This is a genomic window from Paenibacillus filicis, from assembly GCF_038070315.1.
Classification (GTDB): Bacteria; Bacillota; Bacilli; order Paenibacillales; family NBRC-103111; genus Paenibacillus_G; species Paenibacillus_G filicis.
Genome location: NZ_JBBPCC010000015.1, coordinates 157,697 through 173,413, shown reverse-complemented (window position 1 = coordinate 173,413; position 15,717 = coordinate 157,697). Strand labels below are relative to the sequence as shown.

Sequence of the window (15,717 nt, the reverse complement as noted above, 5' to 3'; positions counted from 1 at the left end):
AGTTGGGTCATGTGGGTCATGCGCGAAGCGGACGAGTCAGTAGATTTCCAGCCATTCACGGAAGTATTGACTGCGTGCAGCGGATGAGATGAGCCCGCTGCAATACCAGCGTGAGAAGGTTTGATGGATGCTGGCCGCGAAGAGGGCGGACCGCCTATCTGCGGCTAGATAGGAGTCGTAATGCCCAATAGACAAAGTAAAACGAGCGCTTAGATTAACTTCTAAGGCTCGTTTTTTTCATTACCATAGTATGGGTGGATAGATTGATTTGTATGGAGTTCGGCGAGGATTACGATCCTTTTCTGCTTTTCAATATCAAGTATAAAGTTCCTCCGATCAATGCCGGAATTCCAATCCACATACAGATTTGAAGGAAGGCCGCCATATAACTTTGGAAGGAGCCCGGATGAAGCATAGACGTTGCCGACATGGTCAAACAGCATATTCCGATGGCGACCAAAACAAAAGCGACTAACCAATCCATCCATTTCATGGGTATTTACTCCCTCCCGTAAACCAAACAATCTCAAACCTTGTCCCCTGACCCAAGCTGCTGGAAACCTGAATCGATCCCCCCTGAATATTGACCAGTTTCTTCACAATGGCCAGTCCAAGTCCGGTTCCCCCGCGTTCCCTGGAGCGAGATTTTTCCACGCGGTAAAAGCGTTCAAAGATATAGGGCAACTCCTCCGCCGGAATACCGATTCCGGAGTCCTCGATGACGGTTATTACCCGGTCAGGCTCTGCCGTGCTCACCTGTACATCAATGTTCCCGGCTTCGGTATAGCGAATCGCGTTATCCAGCAAATTCATGTAGATCTGTTCCATGCGCAACCCATCCGCATAGACGAGCGGAACCGATGCGGGAATTCCAACGCTTAAGTTCAGTCCTTTGCTTTTTAGGTTAAGTTCAACTTTCTTCAGCGAATGTTCGATGACTTCGGCAAGATCTATCCATTCCAGATCGAGGCTTATTTTGCCTTCCTCCATTTTGGACAAGGCAAATAAGTCCTCAATCAGCCTGGTCAATCGAACGGCTTCTTTATGAATAATGTCCAGATAGCGCTCCTTTTCTTGTTCCGACTCGTAAAGCCCTTCTTTGAGCACATGCGTATATCCTTCCAAATAAGCCATCGGCGTACGAAGCTCATGAGAGATGCTGGCAAAGAATTCACTTCTCGAGTCGCGGTAGCGTCCCAGGTCCACGGCCAATTCGTTGATAGCTGTAGCTAATGAACCCATCTCGTCTCTTGCCGGAACTTGGACCCGAATGTTTAAGTTGCCTGTAGCCATTTGTCGGGTTGCCCGTTCCATTTCGATTAATGGGTGGGAGAGCTTTCTTGAAAGAATAAAAGTGAATCCGAGAGCCAAAAAAAACGCTCCGATGCCAGATAGGATTAATAGCTCCTGAACATTCCGAAGGGACTGGCGGACATCCTGAGTAGAGGCTAAGACATACACGGCTCCGCGAAAATGCGTACCGTTCATGATGGGAGCGGCCGCAACTAAAAAACGATCCCCGTTAGATGGAGAATTCATCTCGCGGAGCAGCGTCTTCGCTTCAGTGAACGCGTTCATGTCCTCCTGAGCAATAACCGTTTCTTGAGCCGCCCAAGGTACTCCGGAATTTGCAATAATATGACCCCGGTCATCAGCCATAACCATGCGAACGTTCGTGAATTGCGAGATTTCTTCAAACTTTCGGACAGCTGCAATCGGATCTTGGATTGTCGATATCGACTCGGCATACCGAGCGGAAGATTCGCTGATCTCATCCTGTATCTTTTTATAATAAAATCCGGAGACAATTTGATTAGTAACATAACCAAGAGGCAGAAGGACGACAAGGAAAAGAATTATAATGGCTCCGCCTAATTTGGCGACAATTCGGTTAAATTTCATGAATCACGATCCTCAATGGCGTGGAATCTATATCCCACCCCCCAAACCGTTTGAACAGGCGTATCGTTCAGGCCGGCTTGCCTCAGCTTTTCTCGGATATTCTTAACATGGGTATCTACGGTTCGAATATCCCCAAAGTAATCATCCCCCCAAACCTGTTCCAGCAAGACTTCCCTTGAAAAAGCCCGATTAGGATGCTCGGCCATATAGCGAAGCAATTCAAACTCTTTGGGCGTGTATTCAACCGGCTGCTCGTTTACGAAAACTTGCCTTGATTTGGAATCGATGAGAATGCCCCTATATGAAATGGTCTCGATAGGAGAGGGTTGAGTCTCTGCCATCCCGGCTCTTCGGATCAAAGCAAAAACCCGGGCAATCAACTCTTCGGGTTCAAAGGGCTTCACCACGTAATCATCCGCTCCAACGTTAAATCCATGAACTTTATCTTGGGTTTCGGTTCGGGCGGTCAGCATCAGAATGGGCGACTGATTGACTTTGCGTATTTTTTTGCAGACATCCCACCCGTCCATATCGGGCATCATGACATCTAAAATAATCAGATCGAAGGAGGATTGTTTGATCACACTTAGAGCTTCGCTTCCGCCGCTCGCTTCCGTGACCTGAAAGCCGCTCTTGGACAAGTAAATACGCAGCAGGTTCCGCATATTCCATTCGTCATCGACAACCAATACATGAATTTTCTGCATAGGGTACACCTTTTCTATCGCTATTTACTATCTAGTTTATCATCCACATTTGTTGAAACTGTGAAGAAGCGGAAATTTGAATCAAAACATCGATCCTGGCCTCCCTCTATAGATTGCCACATTTGTTGAAGGAAACATACGGACCTTGCCTGATTAAACACAATGATTCTCCATGCTTTCATCAAACTTTCAACACATCTTGGGACTATACTGAGCATGTTCTTACACGGATCAAGGAGGAATCGCAAATGCAGCAACTATTATCGATTTTGGCACTGTTGGCTTGTCCTATCATGATGCTTCTGTGCATGAGGGGGATGTTCGGCGGAAGCAAGAATAAGAAGGCAGATCCATCGCAATTGGAGGCTTCCCAGCAGAACATGCAATCTTAACCAGAAATGGCCGGAGGGAGTATTTGGATGTTGTCGATCATAAGTATGGGGTTAGTCATGCTGTTAACTGGATATAGCGTGTTCTACACCTACAAGCAAAAAGAAAAATTGAGCTGTATGGCCGGTATGATGATTGCCATGACTGTCGGCATGATGTCCAGTCTTGCACTTGGTGTTCTGTTGGGCGTTGCCCTGAATCATGACTTAACGCTCTCCACGATCCTCTCGATTTTATTCGGGATGGGAGTCGGTTACTTAACCGGAAAACCAGTCAGTCTCATGGCTGCCTTGGATGGCATGATGGCGGGAGTCATGGGCGGCATGATGGGCGCTATGCTTGGCGTCATGCTCGTTGTGTCAGATGTCATGGTCATATTTGTAGATGTCATCTTCATTTTTATCATGAGCGTGCTCATTCAATTGATCGAACAAGAATCCGGTAAAACCAAAGAAGCTCGTCAGGCGGTCGGCAAACGATTTGTAGGCAGTCTCTCTGCACTGATCTTAGGCATGGTATTGGTTGCCGTATTGTTAGTTGTTCAGTATCAAGGGACAAGTTCGGTGTTCGGGGCAGCCCCAAGCACGTCAGCAGGGGAAGGGGCGGCTTCGGAGGAAACCGCAGGCTATGAAATTGTTAATATTCAGGTAAGTGCTACCGGATACGCCCCCAAGGATATTGAGGTGAAGGCAGGAGTGCCCACCAAAATTAATTTTATTGCCAATTCAGCGCGAGATTGCACGGCTACGGTTGAATTCGAAAAATTGAATAAGGATGTGCAATTAAAAAAAGGAAATAACTATGTCGACTTGGGAGACTTGAAACCGGGGGTTTATGATTACCATTGCCGCATGTATATGTATGGCGGTAAGATCACGGTGAAGGCATAGCTTGAGAATTTTATCAAAATTAAAGAAATGGCGGTGCTCAAGGATGTTAATCCCGGGCATCGCCATGTTTATTCGGGCCCGAATGGAGGGGGTCCAAACTTTAAGCCTGCCTCCCTCAGGTTCAGGAAGCTTTGGCAGAACGGCGCATCTTCGCCATGAAGCGTCTGTCCAGGATGAAACCGACGAGCAAAGCCAGAATGCCGACGGCTATCGGGATCCCAAACGCTTCATAAGAGAACGGCGCTCCTTCCAACTTAAGCCGGTCTGTCGCACGATACTCCAGCCGCTTGGCTGCAAAGGCTGCCGAACGCACATCCTCCTGCTTGGCCAGTTGTTCAAAGGCAGGCTCCATCGCGAACCGGTCCGGCGCATCGCTATGCAGGAACAGGGTTGGAGTCTGGCTGCCCTTGTCGTTCCACTTGCGGATATCGTCGGCAGCGCGCATCTTGACATCAGATCCGACAAAGATCAGGTTGTCGAGCTGCGGAGCATCGGCGAGCGTATAGCGGGCGATCAGGTTCAGGCCATGACGGCTGACTATCGGCTCGCGGCTACTCGATATCGTGGGCGTTATCGTGGTACCGGAAGCCCCGTACGTGTCAAATGCCGAGGATAACGCCAGCTCATCCGCGCCGTTGTACAGAAATACGCCGTTCTTTTTCTTGTTCCATTGGAACGCATTGTTCAAGATATAGACGATATCGCTGAGCCCTACCGGGAACGGCTCCATCTGCGGATGCTCCACAAAATCATAGGAAGGGTAATTCATGGCCTTGGCGACTTTAGCCGCCGCAGGCTCCCCGATTTGCCGGGCAATCACGTAAAGCGTCGCATCGATGCCGGATGTCAAGCCAGCAGAGGAGACCAGATTGCCATCAGGCACGTAGCGCTGATCCCTTTTCCATTGAACCTTCGTGTAGGTTTTCTCCAGCCTGTCGATATCTCCCCAGTGCGTGGCAGCGGATTTCCCGTCCAGCAGGCCGGTATCGGCCAAGTTCTCCGCTCCGTTGCAGATCGAGAGGAGGATCGTATTCGGGCCGGAATGCTTCCTGATCCAGTCGCGGACTGGCTTGTACTTCGCTTCGTCCAAGATCGGCATGAAAGGAATGACGATGATATCCGGTCCCTTGCCCGTCATATGGTCCAGCTCATCGAACGTGTAATGCGGAACGACGTCAAGTCCGCCGGTCAGCGACTTCACCTTGTTGTCGGGGGCCGCGGCAAACACATTATACGCCTCGGTCATCGAGAACATTTCATAGGGAACCAGGAAATCGAATACTTCTGTAACTTCGTTGGCCAGTATAACGGCTACGGTCGTTTTTTTGGAATCATAGGGCGGTGGTTGCAGATTGGATAACGAAGCCGGAAGGGGCCGATCGTACATGGACATCGCCTCCTGCATCGTCGAAGCGAACCCGACCGCTCCTGTTCCTCCCACAGCCACGACGAAAACGAACACATACACGAGAATCCGCCAAACTTTTTTCAACTTCATTTCTCTCCCTTATTTTTCTCTAGTTGCAATTCCCTTTAAGAATAAGGGGAGGGCGCCTTGGAAGAAACCGCCTAAAGACTATATAGGACTTGGACTTAAGTCCAGGCGTTCCCAAATCAAAAGCCAGGCTTCGTGAAGTTGTTCACGAGACCTGGCTTCAATTCTGCTCCTAGGCAGTTCATCAGAGTCAGTTAGATGCAGCGTACTTCCGATCCGACATCAGGCAGGCAATAGCCAGGAGCAGCGCCAATCCTACGAGTACAGCCCCAACCCAAGGGAGCGAGGCAATAGAGAGGTGGATGATGACCATTCCCCCGATGAAAGCCCCGGTTGCATTGCCCAGATTACCCGCAGAGTGGCTCATGGTAGAGGCCAAGGCAGGCGCTGACTGCGCCAGGTTCATAATGCGCACCTGCATCCCAGGGAAAACTGCGAAGGATGCGACACCCCATAGGAATATCGTCAATACGGCGGTAATCGGGTTGTACACGGTCACGGTGAATAGGGTCAGAATGACACAAGTTGCAAAGTAAATGCCGAGAATAGTAGGCATCAGCTTCCAGTCCGCCAGCTTGCCGCCGACGAAGTTGCCGATGGTCACTCCGCAGCCGAAGAGAACGAGTATCCACGTTACACTATGCTCGGCAAACCCGGTCACTTGCACAAGCAGCGGGGTGATGTAAGTGAAGATGGTAAACAAGCCGGCATTTCCCAGCACGGAGATCAACAGGAAGGCCAGAAGCCTTGGATTGGCCAGAGCTGCAACCTGCTGGAGCATCCCGGCACTCTTCTCCTGCTTGAACTTCGGGATGAAGATGATGATACCGATCAGCGTCACCACGCCCATAATCGCAATGGTGGCGAATGAGGCACGCCATCCCATGTTCTGACCGATAAAGGTTCCCAGCGGTACGCCAATAATATTGGCAATCGTAAGACCCGCCATCATCATCGACACGGCCCCGGCCCGTCTGTCCGGATGGACCAGCTTGGAGGCGATCACGGCCCCTACCCCGAAGAAAGTGCCATGCGTCAGGGCGGTGATGAGCCGTGCTCCCATTAGAACGGCATAGTTCGGAGCAAAGACGGCAAGGATGTTTCCGAAAATAAACAAACCCATCAAAAAATATAACAGCTTTTTTTGAGGAATTTTGTGGGTCAGTACGGTCAGAATAGGAGCGCCGACCGCTACTCCGAGCGCATACATCGTGATGAGCTGCCCAGCGGCAGAAATACTGACGTTCAAATCGTTCGCGACATTAGGAAGAATACCCATAATGACGAATTCCGTCATGCCGATGGCAAAGGCTCCGACGGTTAATGAGATCAAAGAAATAGGAAATGATTGACTAGGCGCCTCTGGCACGATAGACGGTTCTGATGCTGCCATGATAGTTTGTTCACCTTTCGACCACAGGATCGGGTTTGGACTAGGCTCGGAACAGTAACTTTGAGCCCAAGTAAGTGTAACAATTTTCTCAGATTGTTTCAATTGCTAGATATAGGGCTCTTTGCTAGAGAGTCCAGTAGAAAATCCCCGTTCATGGACTATAGGATTCGCGCGGCAATTAATGCACGCGGCTAGGCGGAACGCCGTAATGGCTCTTGAACAACTTGACGAAGTAACCCTTGTTGTCATAGCCCAACGCTTGGGAGATATCTTCAATCGTACGATTCGACTCGTTCAGCAGCTCTTTGGCCCGCTCCATTTTCATGCGATTCACGTATTCGATAAAATTCTCGCCGGTTTCCTTCTTGAACAAGCGGCTGAAATAGCTTGCATTCAAAAACAACCGCTCCGCCACTTCGCCTAAAGTAATTTTTTGATCCAAATGCAGGAGAACATACTTCTGGGCATCGACGATCTCCGCTTTCTTGCTTTTCGTCGAGATCTGGTCCATCAAGGTAATGGCTCCTTCGAGAAAACGGATCATCCATTCCTTCAATTGGCTGATATTGTCCATTTCCTCCAGATGGCCCTGAATTTTCTCGTAATTGTACTGATGACTGAACGTTAATTTCATCTGAATATCCAGCATCAGCTTGAACAAGAAATGTTTCACCGTGATGGGTTGAACCCTGCGCACCGTGACGAATTGAATGAATGAATCGACGACCGGGTGAACGTCTCGATTACCCTCTATGATCAAATGATTGACTTGCTCCGTATACTCAGAGTAAAAAGGCAATAAATCTTCCGGGTTATTCAGCGGCCGGATCTGACTCGAACGGAGGATTTCTGGCGTCGCTGAGTAAAAAAACGGATCGGCTGCTTGCAGCAATCCCAGCAGCTGATGCTTAATCGCCGCATGATGCTGCTCGATCTCTCCGACGAGAAAGGAAACCTGAACCTTCAATACTTTGGATAAGGTTCGCTGCAGCTGCTTGCATACCTGTTCGACCCACTCGTCAGGATTGGACTTCAAGCCCTTCCGGCAGGCGAATAATAAGCAGAAGGACTCGGCAGAGTAGGAGAAAGCGAGCACATCGGGCTCACTCTGCAGCAGCTCGTCGAGGGCGTTGCAGATGATAAATTTCACCATGTCCTCATTCTGATACCGGGTTATGGCGTCCTGAAACCGGTACATGCGGCAGACAACGGGAACAAAATGGGTCAGGCTCAGGTCTAACCCATATTCGGCGAGCTGCTCCCGCCACTTGATTTCTTCGGGGAGGGGAGTCGTCAGAAAATCGCGCAGCCAATGTTCCTTCCAGACCGACTTGCTTTGCAGCGCTTGGAAATGCAGCTTTTCTACCTTCTTCTGCAGGCGGTTGTCTTCTTCGAGCCGGTGATGGACGCGTTCGAGCAGCTCCTGCACGATTTCGATATGGAGTGTTTCCTTCAGGATATATTCCTGCACGCCTAGCTGGACGGCCTGTTGAGCGAATTTGAAGTCGTCATGGCAGGATAAGATAACGAAGCGGGGATGCTCGTCGGTTTGCTTGACGGTCTTAATAAATTCAATCCCATCCATGCCGGGCATGCCTATATCGGTGATGATCAGGTCCGGCATATGGTCCTTGCTTAGTTCCAGAGCATCCAGAGCATTCGTACAAGCGCCGATCAATTGATACCCGTAGTCCTCCCAACGAATCATTTTGCTTAGAAACGTAAGTACCGCCACATCATCGTCGACGATCAAGGCTTTATACATGGCCGGTTTCATCCTCCTTCATAGACAGTGGCAATTTCATCGTAAGGGTCACGCCGTTGCCGGGCGAGCTGTCCACTTCAATCGCATAAGCGGAACCATAAATAATCTTCAGACGTTCATGAACGTTGCGCAGTCCGATCCCGGAGATGTTCGCTCGGGAGCGGCTCGGAGGGCCTTCCTCGACCTTCTCTTCAAAGAGTTTCATGACTTCTCTCAATTCCTCTGCGGTCATGCCTTTGCCGTTATCTTGAACGGTTATATAAAGCGAGTTCGCTTGTCTTCGCGAAAAAATCGAGATCTCGCCGTTTTTCTGTTGTAATCCGTGAATATAAGCATTCTCAATTAAGGGTTGTAGCGTAAAGCGGGGAATCGGATTCAATAACGTATCGGAAGCCAGATTGGCGGTAAATCGAACCTCCTCCAGATGCCTGAAATTCATCAGCTTAATGTATTGCTCTACGGTGCTGACCTCCTCATGTAACGGAAGAAATTCGTTGTTCCGATTGATCGTCATCCGCAGCAGAGTCGATAGAGACTCAATGATCTTGGCAATCTCGTTCTCGCCCTTCATCATGACCTGCAGACGAATCGAATTCAGGGTGTTGAATAGAAAATGCGGATTAATCTGAGCTTGCAGAAGCTCCAATTCCGCGATTCGTTTGCGGTTTTGCTCCCACTCGATCTGCCTTACCATATTGCTGATGCGGTCCAGCATGCTGTCGAAGGACAGGCCCAGGTGTCCGATCTCGTCCTCGCCGTGGATCTTGGAGCGTACATCCAGGCTGCCCATCTCGACCTTGCGGGCTGTCTTGGCCAGCCGGGTAATCGGATTGGTGAGCTGCCTCAGCAAGTAGAACATCGCGATAGAGAACACGACGAAAAATAAGATTTGCAGGATGAAAATATAATTAATGAAATTGCCGAATTTGCCGATCACGTCTTTGGAACTCATTAAGCTCTGAAGCGTCCAGCCGGCGAACGGCAGCGGATGGCTGACGCCAAAGTAATCAGCTTCATTCCAGCGGAAGGAAGCTTCATCGCCGCTAGTGAGCGGAGAGGGAATACTTTGACCGATCAGCCGGTCGTCCGTTTGCGCGAGCACCTTGCCCGCGGCATCCTTCAGCATGATGATCTGATCGGGCTCGTAGGTGCTGAAAATCTGATGAAACTGGTCCTCCGGCTTGCTGATCATAATATATGCATTGGGGCTGTTCGCATACAGCTGGAACGTCCGGATGATCGTAATCAGATGTTTATGCTTGTCTGCATCGGAAGGCACATAGTTTGTTTGGCTGCCCAGCCAGTAGGTCGTATTGATCGGAGCCTTGGACAGCTCCTGCAGCCACGGCTGTTGATACATGCTGGACAGATCGGCCTTATAGGTGGAATAATTGGTGAAATAAAGTCCATTCGGCAGCAGGATCGTCATATACGTTTTCTCGCCGTACAGGGTAATCGTCTCCAATTGCTCCGTAATCCGTTTGAAGGAGAACATATCGAGTGCCTTGGAGTCATCGCTGTTGTATTTCGTATACGAGGTCCGCAGATGGGTAATCATCTCGCTGTCATACTGGACGGAATTGGAGGCGGTAATCATATCATGGACCAGATTCGTCACGTAGAGATCGGCTACCTCCAGCGATTGCTCCGCCTTCAGGAAAGCCTTCTTCTTGAATTCATTCTTCGTATGCATACCGGTTAGAGCCAGGGTAATCACGGAGGGCAGAACCAGGCACAGCAGAGAGGTCGTAATTAGCTTTTGCCTCCAGCTCATGGCCGGGAGCTTCATGAGTCTCATGACAAGGCCTCCGTTCTTCAAGGTGAATGAAAAAAGGGGATGCCGGTTAAGACATCCTCCTCATCAGTATAACGTAGCTGATTACTTATTTGAATCGACAATTTTCTTCAGCTTGGTTTTGATATTGCTAATCGTCGTATCGAGATCGTTTACTTTCAGCAGGAAAGCCTCCGATTCCGCGATATATGCTTTTTCGATTTCCGAGTTGTAAGGCACCACGGTAGGCGGGTTAGGCAGCTTGGTTACCTTCAGCGCGTTCATCAGGGAAGCTTTGTCGATCTTGTCAGGGGTTTTGGTAGACGCGATGATCGCATCGATTTCCTTCTCCAGATCGGCTTTCTTCCAGGCGGATAATTGCTTCGTCAGCGCCATTCCTTCTGTCGACAAGAATCGGATAAATTCATAGGATTCTTGCTTATGCTTGGACTTGGCCGAGATGACCAGCGAGTCGGCACCGCCGAAGGAGTATATCTCGTCGCCCTTATTGTTGGTAGGCCATGGAGCGAAGGCCGAGACGAACGTTGCCGGGATTTTTTCCGTTCCGCCGGCTTCGGCAATCATCCATGAACCTGTTGGTACCATGCGTGCTTTTCCTTGGAAATATTGATCCCGGTAAGGAATTTTCTGCGTAATGACATCCTGGTAAGGAGTTGCGGACTTGTCGACATACTCCATATCATAACGGAGCTGCAGGGATTGCTTCATGAGTGGGTTATCTGCATCCACTGCCGTGCCTTGGTCATTCATAATGCCTTGGTTGCTTGCTGCGCTGTACTTGCGCAGCAGCAGGTAGTCTTTCCAGGAATGGAAGTGTGCTCCGTACTGCTTGTTGGCGCCTTCGCCGCTTGTTAATTTCTTGGCATACTCGCGGAAGTCATCCCATGTCCAGTTGCTAGGAACCGGCAGGTTCGCTTTATCCAGCTCGGCTTTGTTGAGCAGGACCAGCCATGGACCGAACTTGCCCGGCAAGGAATAGCGCTTCCCGTCTACCTTCATCTGCTCGGCTTTGTACTCGTCCTCGTATTTCACGCCTTCCTTACTGATGTAGCTGTCCAGCGGCTCGAGCATCCCATTGGACGCTCTCTGGCTGAAGTTTGGCGTTGAGTTGAGCGAGAAGACGTCAAAGTCTTCTCCCGATGCATACATCATGTCGAGCTTCTTCAAGGTTTCATTGGAATCGTTTTCGACCAGCGGAACATATTTAACTTTAATATGAGGATACTTTTTCTCGAAGGCATCGATCGCCGGCTGGTAGACGGCAGGCGGCTCCCAGTTAATAAATTTGATTGTGACATCCCCCGACTTCCCACCGGAGCTGCCAGCATCTTTGCTGGACTCGCCAGACGGTGAGGTGGAGCTGCTGCAAGCTGTGAGAACGCTTGCCAGAAATACAGCGGATGCAGTGAGTGTGACCAGCTTCTTCATGTAAAAACCCTCCCTATTTGTCTATGGATCAATGGATATCTGAACTTTAACATCACGAGGTATTCGATCAAAGTACCTATTTTTACTCTTTTTGTACTATCTTTACCCTTTTACGCCGCCCAATGCGATTCCCTCGATGACTTGTTTTTGTCCGATAATGAAGATGATGATCAGCGGGATGATGGCTGATACCGTTCCTGCCATAATCAGCGAGTAGTAGACACCGCTCTCGGAGGCAAACTTCTGGATGCCGATCTGTACCGTCTCCAGATGATGGCTTCTGATGAAGACGAGCGGGTTAGAGTAATCGTTCCAGGTCCAAATGAACCGCAGAATGGCATAAGTGGCCAAGGCCGGCTGGACGAGCGGAAGGGCGATGGTTGTAAACATTTTGTACTGTCCGGCTCCGTCCATTCTGGCGGCGTCCAGCAGCTCTTTGTGAATACCCAGGAAAAACTGTCTCAGCATGAACGTGCCTAGCGCAGAGAAGGAGCCCACAAGAATAAGACCAAGATGCGTGTCGATCAGATTCATCCACTTGAGAATCATAAACTGTGGGACGATAATCGACAAGTTGGGAACCATGAACGTCATGAGTACGACGACGAACAGGGCGTTCCTTCCTTTGAAATTCACATGGGAAAAGCCATAGGCCGCCATGCTGGATACGATAACGGACACCAGTGTCGTAAGCAAGGTCACCTTGATCGTATTCCAATAGTAGAGGGAGAAGGAATGCTCGCCAAGCCACACTTCTTTATAATTCTCCACGATCTGCCAGTTCGTCGGAATCCACTCAATCGGATACTTGAACACATCTACTTCGGGTTTGAAGGAAGCCGAGATCATCCATAGGAAGGGCATCAAAAATACCAAACCCAGGATGAGCATAAGCACCGTGGAGATCACTTTCCCGAGATTGTAATTCTTTGTCATAACAACCCCCGCTTAATGTAAATTAGTAATTGACCCATTTTTTCTGACCGTATAATTGAACGATGGTAATGAGCATCACGCATCCGAACAAAATCAATGCCATGGAGGAGGCGTAGCCGGTTTTCAAGCCCTCGAAGGCTGTATTGTACAAGTAATGGGTGACGACAGAAGTGGAATTGGAAGGACCGCCGTCGGTCAATACTTTGATAATATCAAACGACTTGAAGCTGCTGATCAAACCGGTAACCATAAGGAAAAAAGTCGTCGGCGATACGAGCGGCATTGTGACTCTCCAGAACTTCATCCCCGGTCCGGCGCCATCGATCTCAGCGGCTTCATACAGCTCCTTGGGAATGGATTGCAGGGCAGCCAGATACACGATCAAGCAGAAGCCGATCCCGACCCAGACGAGAATGATCATCACCGACGGAAGGGCGAAGTGAACGTCCGCCAGCCACTTGGGCGGGTTCTCCATACCAAGGGCTCTCAAGGTTTGATTGACAGGTCCATGGGACGGATGGAACAACAGCTGGAAGACGATCGCAACTGCGACAATACTAGAGATGTAGGGCATGAAGAACATGACCTTCATCAGGTTTTTGAAATAGACGAATTTATCGATCACCACGGCAAGCGCCAGGGCGACCAGCAGCTGAACGGGAACCGCCAGCAGCAGAATCAGGTTGTTTTTAAACGAAGTTTGGAACACCGGGTCATCGAATAGCTTCACATAGTTCTGAAAGCCGATGAATTTGATTTTATCGATACCGGAGATAAAACTCCACTGCGTAAAGCTTAGAATAAAAGTGATGAGCGTCGGAAGGATGGTTAGGACAATGAGTCCGATCATCATCGGCGCGATCAGGATGTAACCGGCGAGATTTTCTTCTCTTTCCTTCTTTATTCGCACCCGCGGCTCCTTGCGGTTGAGTTCGGTTTGCATAGGGTTTCACCTCACATGATTCGTTGTCTAGGCTATTTGTTGCTATAAAACTCCTGCATGACATAGAAGGCCGGCTTCGTGTAGCTCTTGTCCTCGGAGAGCAGCCCCTTCGTATTGTAATAATTCTGGGTCGTCGGATGAAGCCTGCGCGGGCAGCGGAAATCATACAAAATCCAAGGGCTGGTGCCTTTGACATAAGGAATTTTCCCGAGGACATCGACCTGCTTCTTGTAAATGTCGAGCTGGCAGTCTTCGGTTCCCTTCTCGTCGATGGTACCCCGGTGTCCGGCCTTAGCATCAGCGCCGAACTCTGTAATGACGACAGGCTTATCCGGCTTGCTGTTCTCGAACAGCGTGATCAGATTGTTGAAATCCGTCTGGTACCAGCCGTAGTATTCATTGGCACCGATCACATCCAGGTACTCCGCCAGTCTGTCATCGATCACATGATTGTCATGATCCAGGAGGCAGGCCGCGGAGACTAGCCGGGTCGGGTCGAGTTCCTTGGCTTTCATAGCCAGAGAGCTCATGAACTTGAGCCTGGCTTCCGTGTCCGCATTTTCATTGCCGACAGACCAGATGATGACGCTGGCGCGGTTGCGGTCTCGCTGGATGAGCTCGGTCAGCTGGTTCTCGGCATCCTGATACGTATCCTCATTGTCAAACTCGATTGCCCAGTACACGGGAATTTCTTCCCAGAGCATGATGCCCATCTCATCGGCCAGTTTGGCCGCTTTTTCCGTATGAGGGTAATGCGCCAGCCGCATATAGTTGCAATTCATTTGCTTGGCCAGGTTGAAGTTTTCAATAATTTCTTCGTCTGAGATCGCCTTGCCGTTCGGGACGCTCTCTTCATGCGTGCTGATGCCTTTCAGATAAATCGGCTTGCCGTTCAGCACGATGTCGGTACCGTCTACACGGATTTCCCTGAATCCGATTTTCTCGCGGATGCTGTCTTCCCCGTACGTGAGGGTAACCTCGTACAGCTTGGGGTTTTCAGGACTCCACAGCTCCGGCTGCGCATCGAGGATAGCCGTTCCCTTGCCGTTCAAGGCTTGTATCGATAGCGAGATGCCAAGCTCTGGGATCGTCAGGTTACCTTCGCCTTGAAGTTCCGGCCCATCAACGGCGAATGCTGCGCTAATTTTCGAAAATTCGCTGCCTGGTACGAGCTGGATCACGAAATCCTTGATGAAAGTCTGGGGAAGCCGGATGATCTCCACATCCCGGTACACGCCGCCATAGTTGAACCAATCCGTATTCTCATTGGGCACCTGCTCACGCTTGCGCGTATTGTTGGCCACGACGAGAATCCGGTTCGATTCCTTCAATCGCCCCGTCACTTCGATAAAGAAGGGAGTGGAGCCGCCCTTATGAAAGCCGAGATACTCCCGGTTCAAAAAGACTTTGGCGTCATAGTTGACCGCCCCGAATTTGATGAAAACCCGCTCTTCGCCGTTGTTGATGTATCGGAAAGTACGGGTATATACCGCGCTGCCTTCGTAATAGAAGAACTTCTCCTGCTGCGTATTCCAGGATGAGGGAACCTTGATTTTCTCCCATTCGTCAAAGCTGAAATCCATCGGATTCGTCCGGCCTTCGGCATCTGTGTAATTCTCTTCAAACCACTTGGCTCTCAGGCAGGTATCATATTGATCGATTCCGAAATTCCAGAAGCCGTTCAGGGATTCTTTGTCTCTCCCGTTGTCATAGATCATGCTCTGATGCGTAATAGGCTTGGATAAGTACGGGTCGAGATAAGAAGGGTTATGGAGATGATCGACGAAATTCGCCGGCTGCTTCATGTTGAAAACTTCCTTTCGCTTAGATCGTATGGACTTATTAAACCTTGCCCGGCAATCCGTGACAAGGAAGGGAAATGACCGATCCTTAAAATATTTTTACATGGGAAAATAATCCATAAAATGTGAGGAGAAGTAGTCAATTTTTTTCGAAATGAAGTAAAATATGCAGCTTTTCTTTCTCGAAAAAGCTGTTACATGAAATAGTACGCTCCGACATATCGTCACGAAGCAAGGCGGTGTTTTTTCATGGAAGGAATGGCCGCGGCGC

Annotated in this window: 13 protein-coding genes; 2 read left to right on the top strand and 11 right to left on the bottom strand. The window is 49.7% G+C overall.

Annotation, left to right across the window (positions count from 1 at the left end; all coding sequences use genetic code 11):
- Positions 1-289: 289 nt before the first annotated feature.
- From WMW72_RS21950 to WMW72_RS21940, 3 genes are read right to left on the bottom strand one after another with little or no spacing between them, the layout of a single operon-like run.
- Positions 290-493 carry a hypothetical protein gene (locus tag WMW72_RS21950; protein WP_341417708.1) on the bottom strand — a complete coding sequence of 68 codons (204 nt, stop codon included), beginning with the start codon at positions 491-493 and terminating at the stop codon, positions 290-292.
- Positions 490-1,902, bottom strand: coding sequence for a sensor histidine kinase (locus WMW72_RS21945; RefSeq protein ID WP_341417707.1), 1,413 nt, complete (start codon positions 1,900-1,902; stop codon positions 490-492). The genes WMW72_RS21950 and WMW72_RS21945 overlap by 4 nt, the downstream gene beginning before the upstream one ends.
- A complete protein-coding gene (locus WMW72_RS21940; RefSeq protein ID WP_341417706.1) occupies positions 1,899-2,609 on the bottom strand; it encodes a response regulator transcription factor in 711 nt (236 codons plus the stop codon). The genes WMW72_RS21945 and WMW72_RS21940 overlap by 4 nt, the downstream gene beginning before the upstream one ends.
- A gap of 248 nt (positions 2,610-2,857) precedes the next feature.
- On the opposite strand from WMW72_RS21940, the gene WMW72_RS21935 reads away from it, so the two are divergent.
- A complete protein-coding gene (locus WMW72_RS21935) occupies positions 2,858-3,001 on the top strand; it encodes a DUF2933 domain-containing protein (RefSeq protein WP_341417705.1) in 144 nt (47 codons plus the stop codon).
- Between the two features lie 27 nt (positions 3,002-3,028).
- A complete protein-coding gene (locus WMW72_RS21930) occupies positions 3,029-3,889 on the top strand; it encodes a cupredoxin domain-containing protein (protein ID WP_341417704.1) in 861 nt (286 codons plus the stop codon).
- A gap of 121 nt (positions 3,890-4,010) precedes the next feature.
- Here the strand turns inward: WMW72_RS21930 and WMW72_RS21925 are convergent, their stop codons facing one another.
- The 8 genes from WMW72_RS21925 to WMW72_RS21890 all read right to left on the bottom strand — a co-directional run bounded on the left by WMW72_RS21925 (position 4,011) and on the right by WMW72_RS21890 (position 15,449).
- Entirely contained in the window at positions 4,011-5,381 is a 1,371-nt protein-coding gene (locus tag WMW72_RS21925; protein WP_341417703.1) for a DJ-1/PfpI family protein, read from the bottom strand.
- Positions 5,382-5,574: 193 nt separating this feature from the next.
- Positions 5,575-6,777 (bottom strand): MFS transporter, encoded by a 1,203-nt coding sequence (locus WMW72_RS21920; protein ID WP_341417702.1) that lies wholly within the window; start codon positions 6,775-6,777, stop codon positions 5,575-5,577.
- A gap of 178 nt (positions 6,778-6,955) precedes the next feature.
- Positions 6,956-8,542 carry a response regulator gene (locus WMW72_RS21915; protein WP_341417701.1) on the bottom strand — a complete coding sequence of 529 codons (1,587 nt, stop codon included), beginning with the start codon at positions 8,540-8,542 and terminating at the stop codon, positions 6,956-6,958.
- Complete coding sequence (locus WMW72_RS21910; protein ID WP_341417700.1) at positions 8,535-10,340, bottom strand: cache domain-containing sensor histidine kinase; 1,806 nt, start codon at positions 10,338-10,340, stop codon at positions 8,535-8,537. Before WMW72_RS21910 ends, WMW72_RS21915 begins: the two co-directional genes overlap by 8 nt.
- Before the next feature lie 81 nt (positions 10,341-10,421).
- Positions 10,422-11,765 carry an ABC transporter substrate-binding protein gene (locus WMW72_RS21905; protein WP_341417698.1) on the bottom strand — a complete coding sequence of 448 codons (1,344 nt, stop codon included), beginning with the start codon at positions 11,763-11,765 and terminating at the stop codon, positions 10,422-10,424.
- A gap of 102 nt (positions 11,766-11,867) precedes the next feature.
- Entirely contained in the window at positions 11,868-12,701 is an 834-nt protein-coding gene (locus WMW72_RS21900; RefSeq protein WP_341417697.1) for a carbohydrate ABC transporter permease, read from the bottom strand.
- A 22-nt stretch (positions 12,702-12,723) separates the two neighbouring features.
- Positions 12,724-13,644 carry a carbohydrate ABC transporter permease gene (locus tag WMW72_RS21895; protein WP_341417696.1) on the bottom strand — a complete coding sequence of 307 codons (921 nt, stop codon included), beginning with the start codon at positions 13,642-13,644 and terminating at the stop codon, positions 12,724-12,726.
- Positions 13,645-13,676: 32 nt separating this feature from the next.
- A complete protein-coding gene (locus tag WMW72_RS21890) occupies positions 13,677-15,449 on the bottom strand; it encodes a glycoside hydrolase family 2 protein (protein WP_341417695.1) in 1,773 nt (590 codons plus the stop codon).
- Between the last annotated feature and the right edge of the window lie 268 nt (positions 15,450-15,717).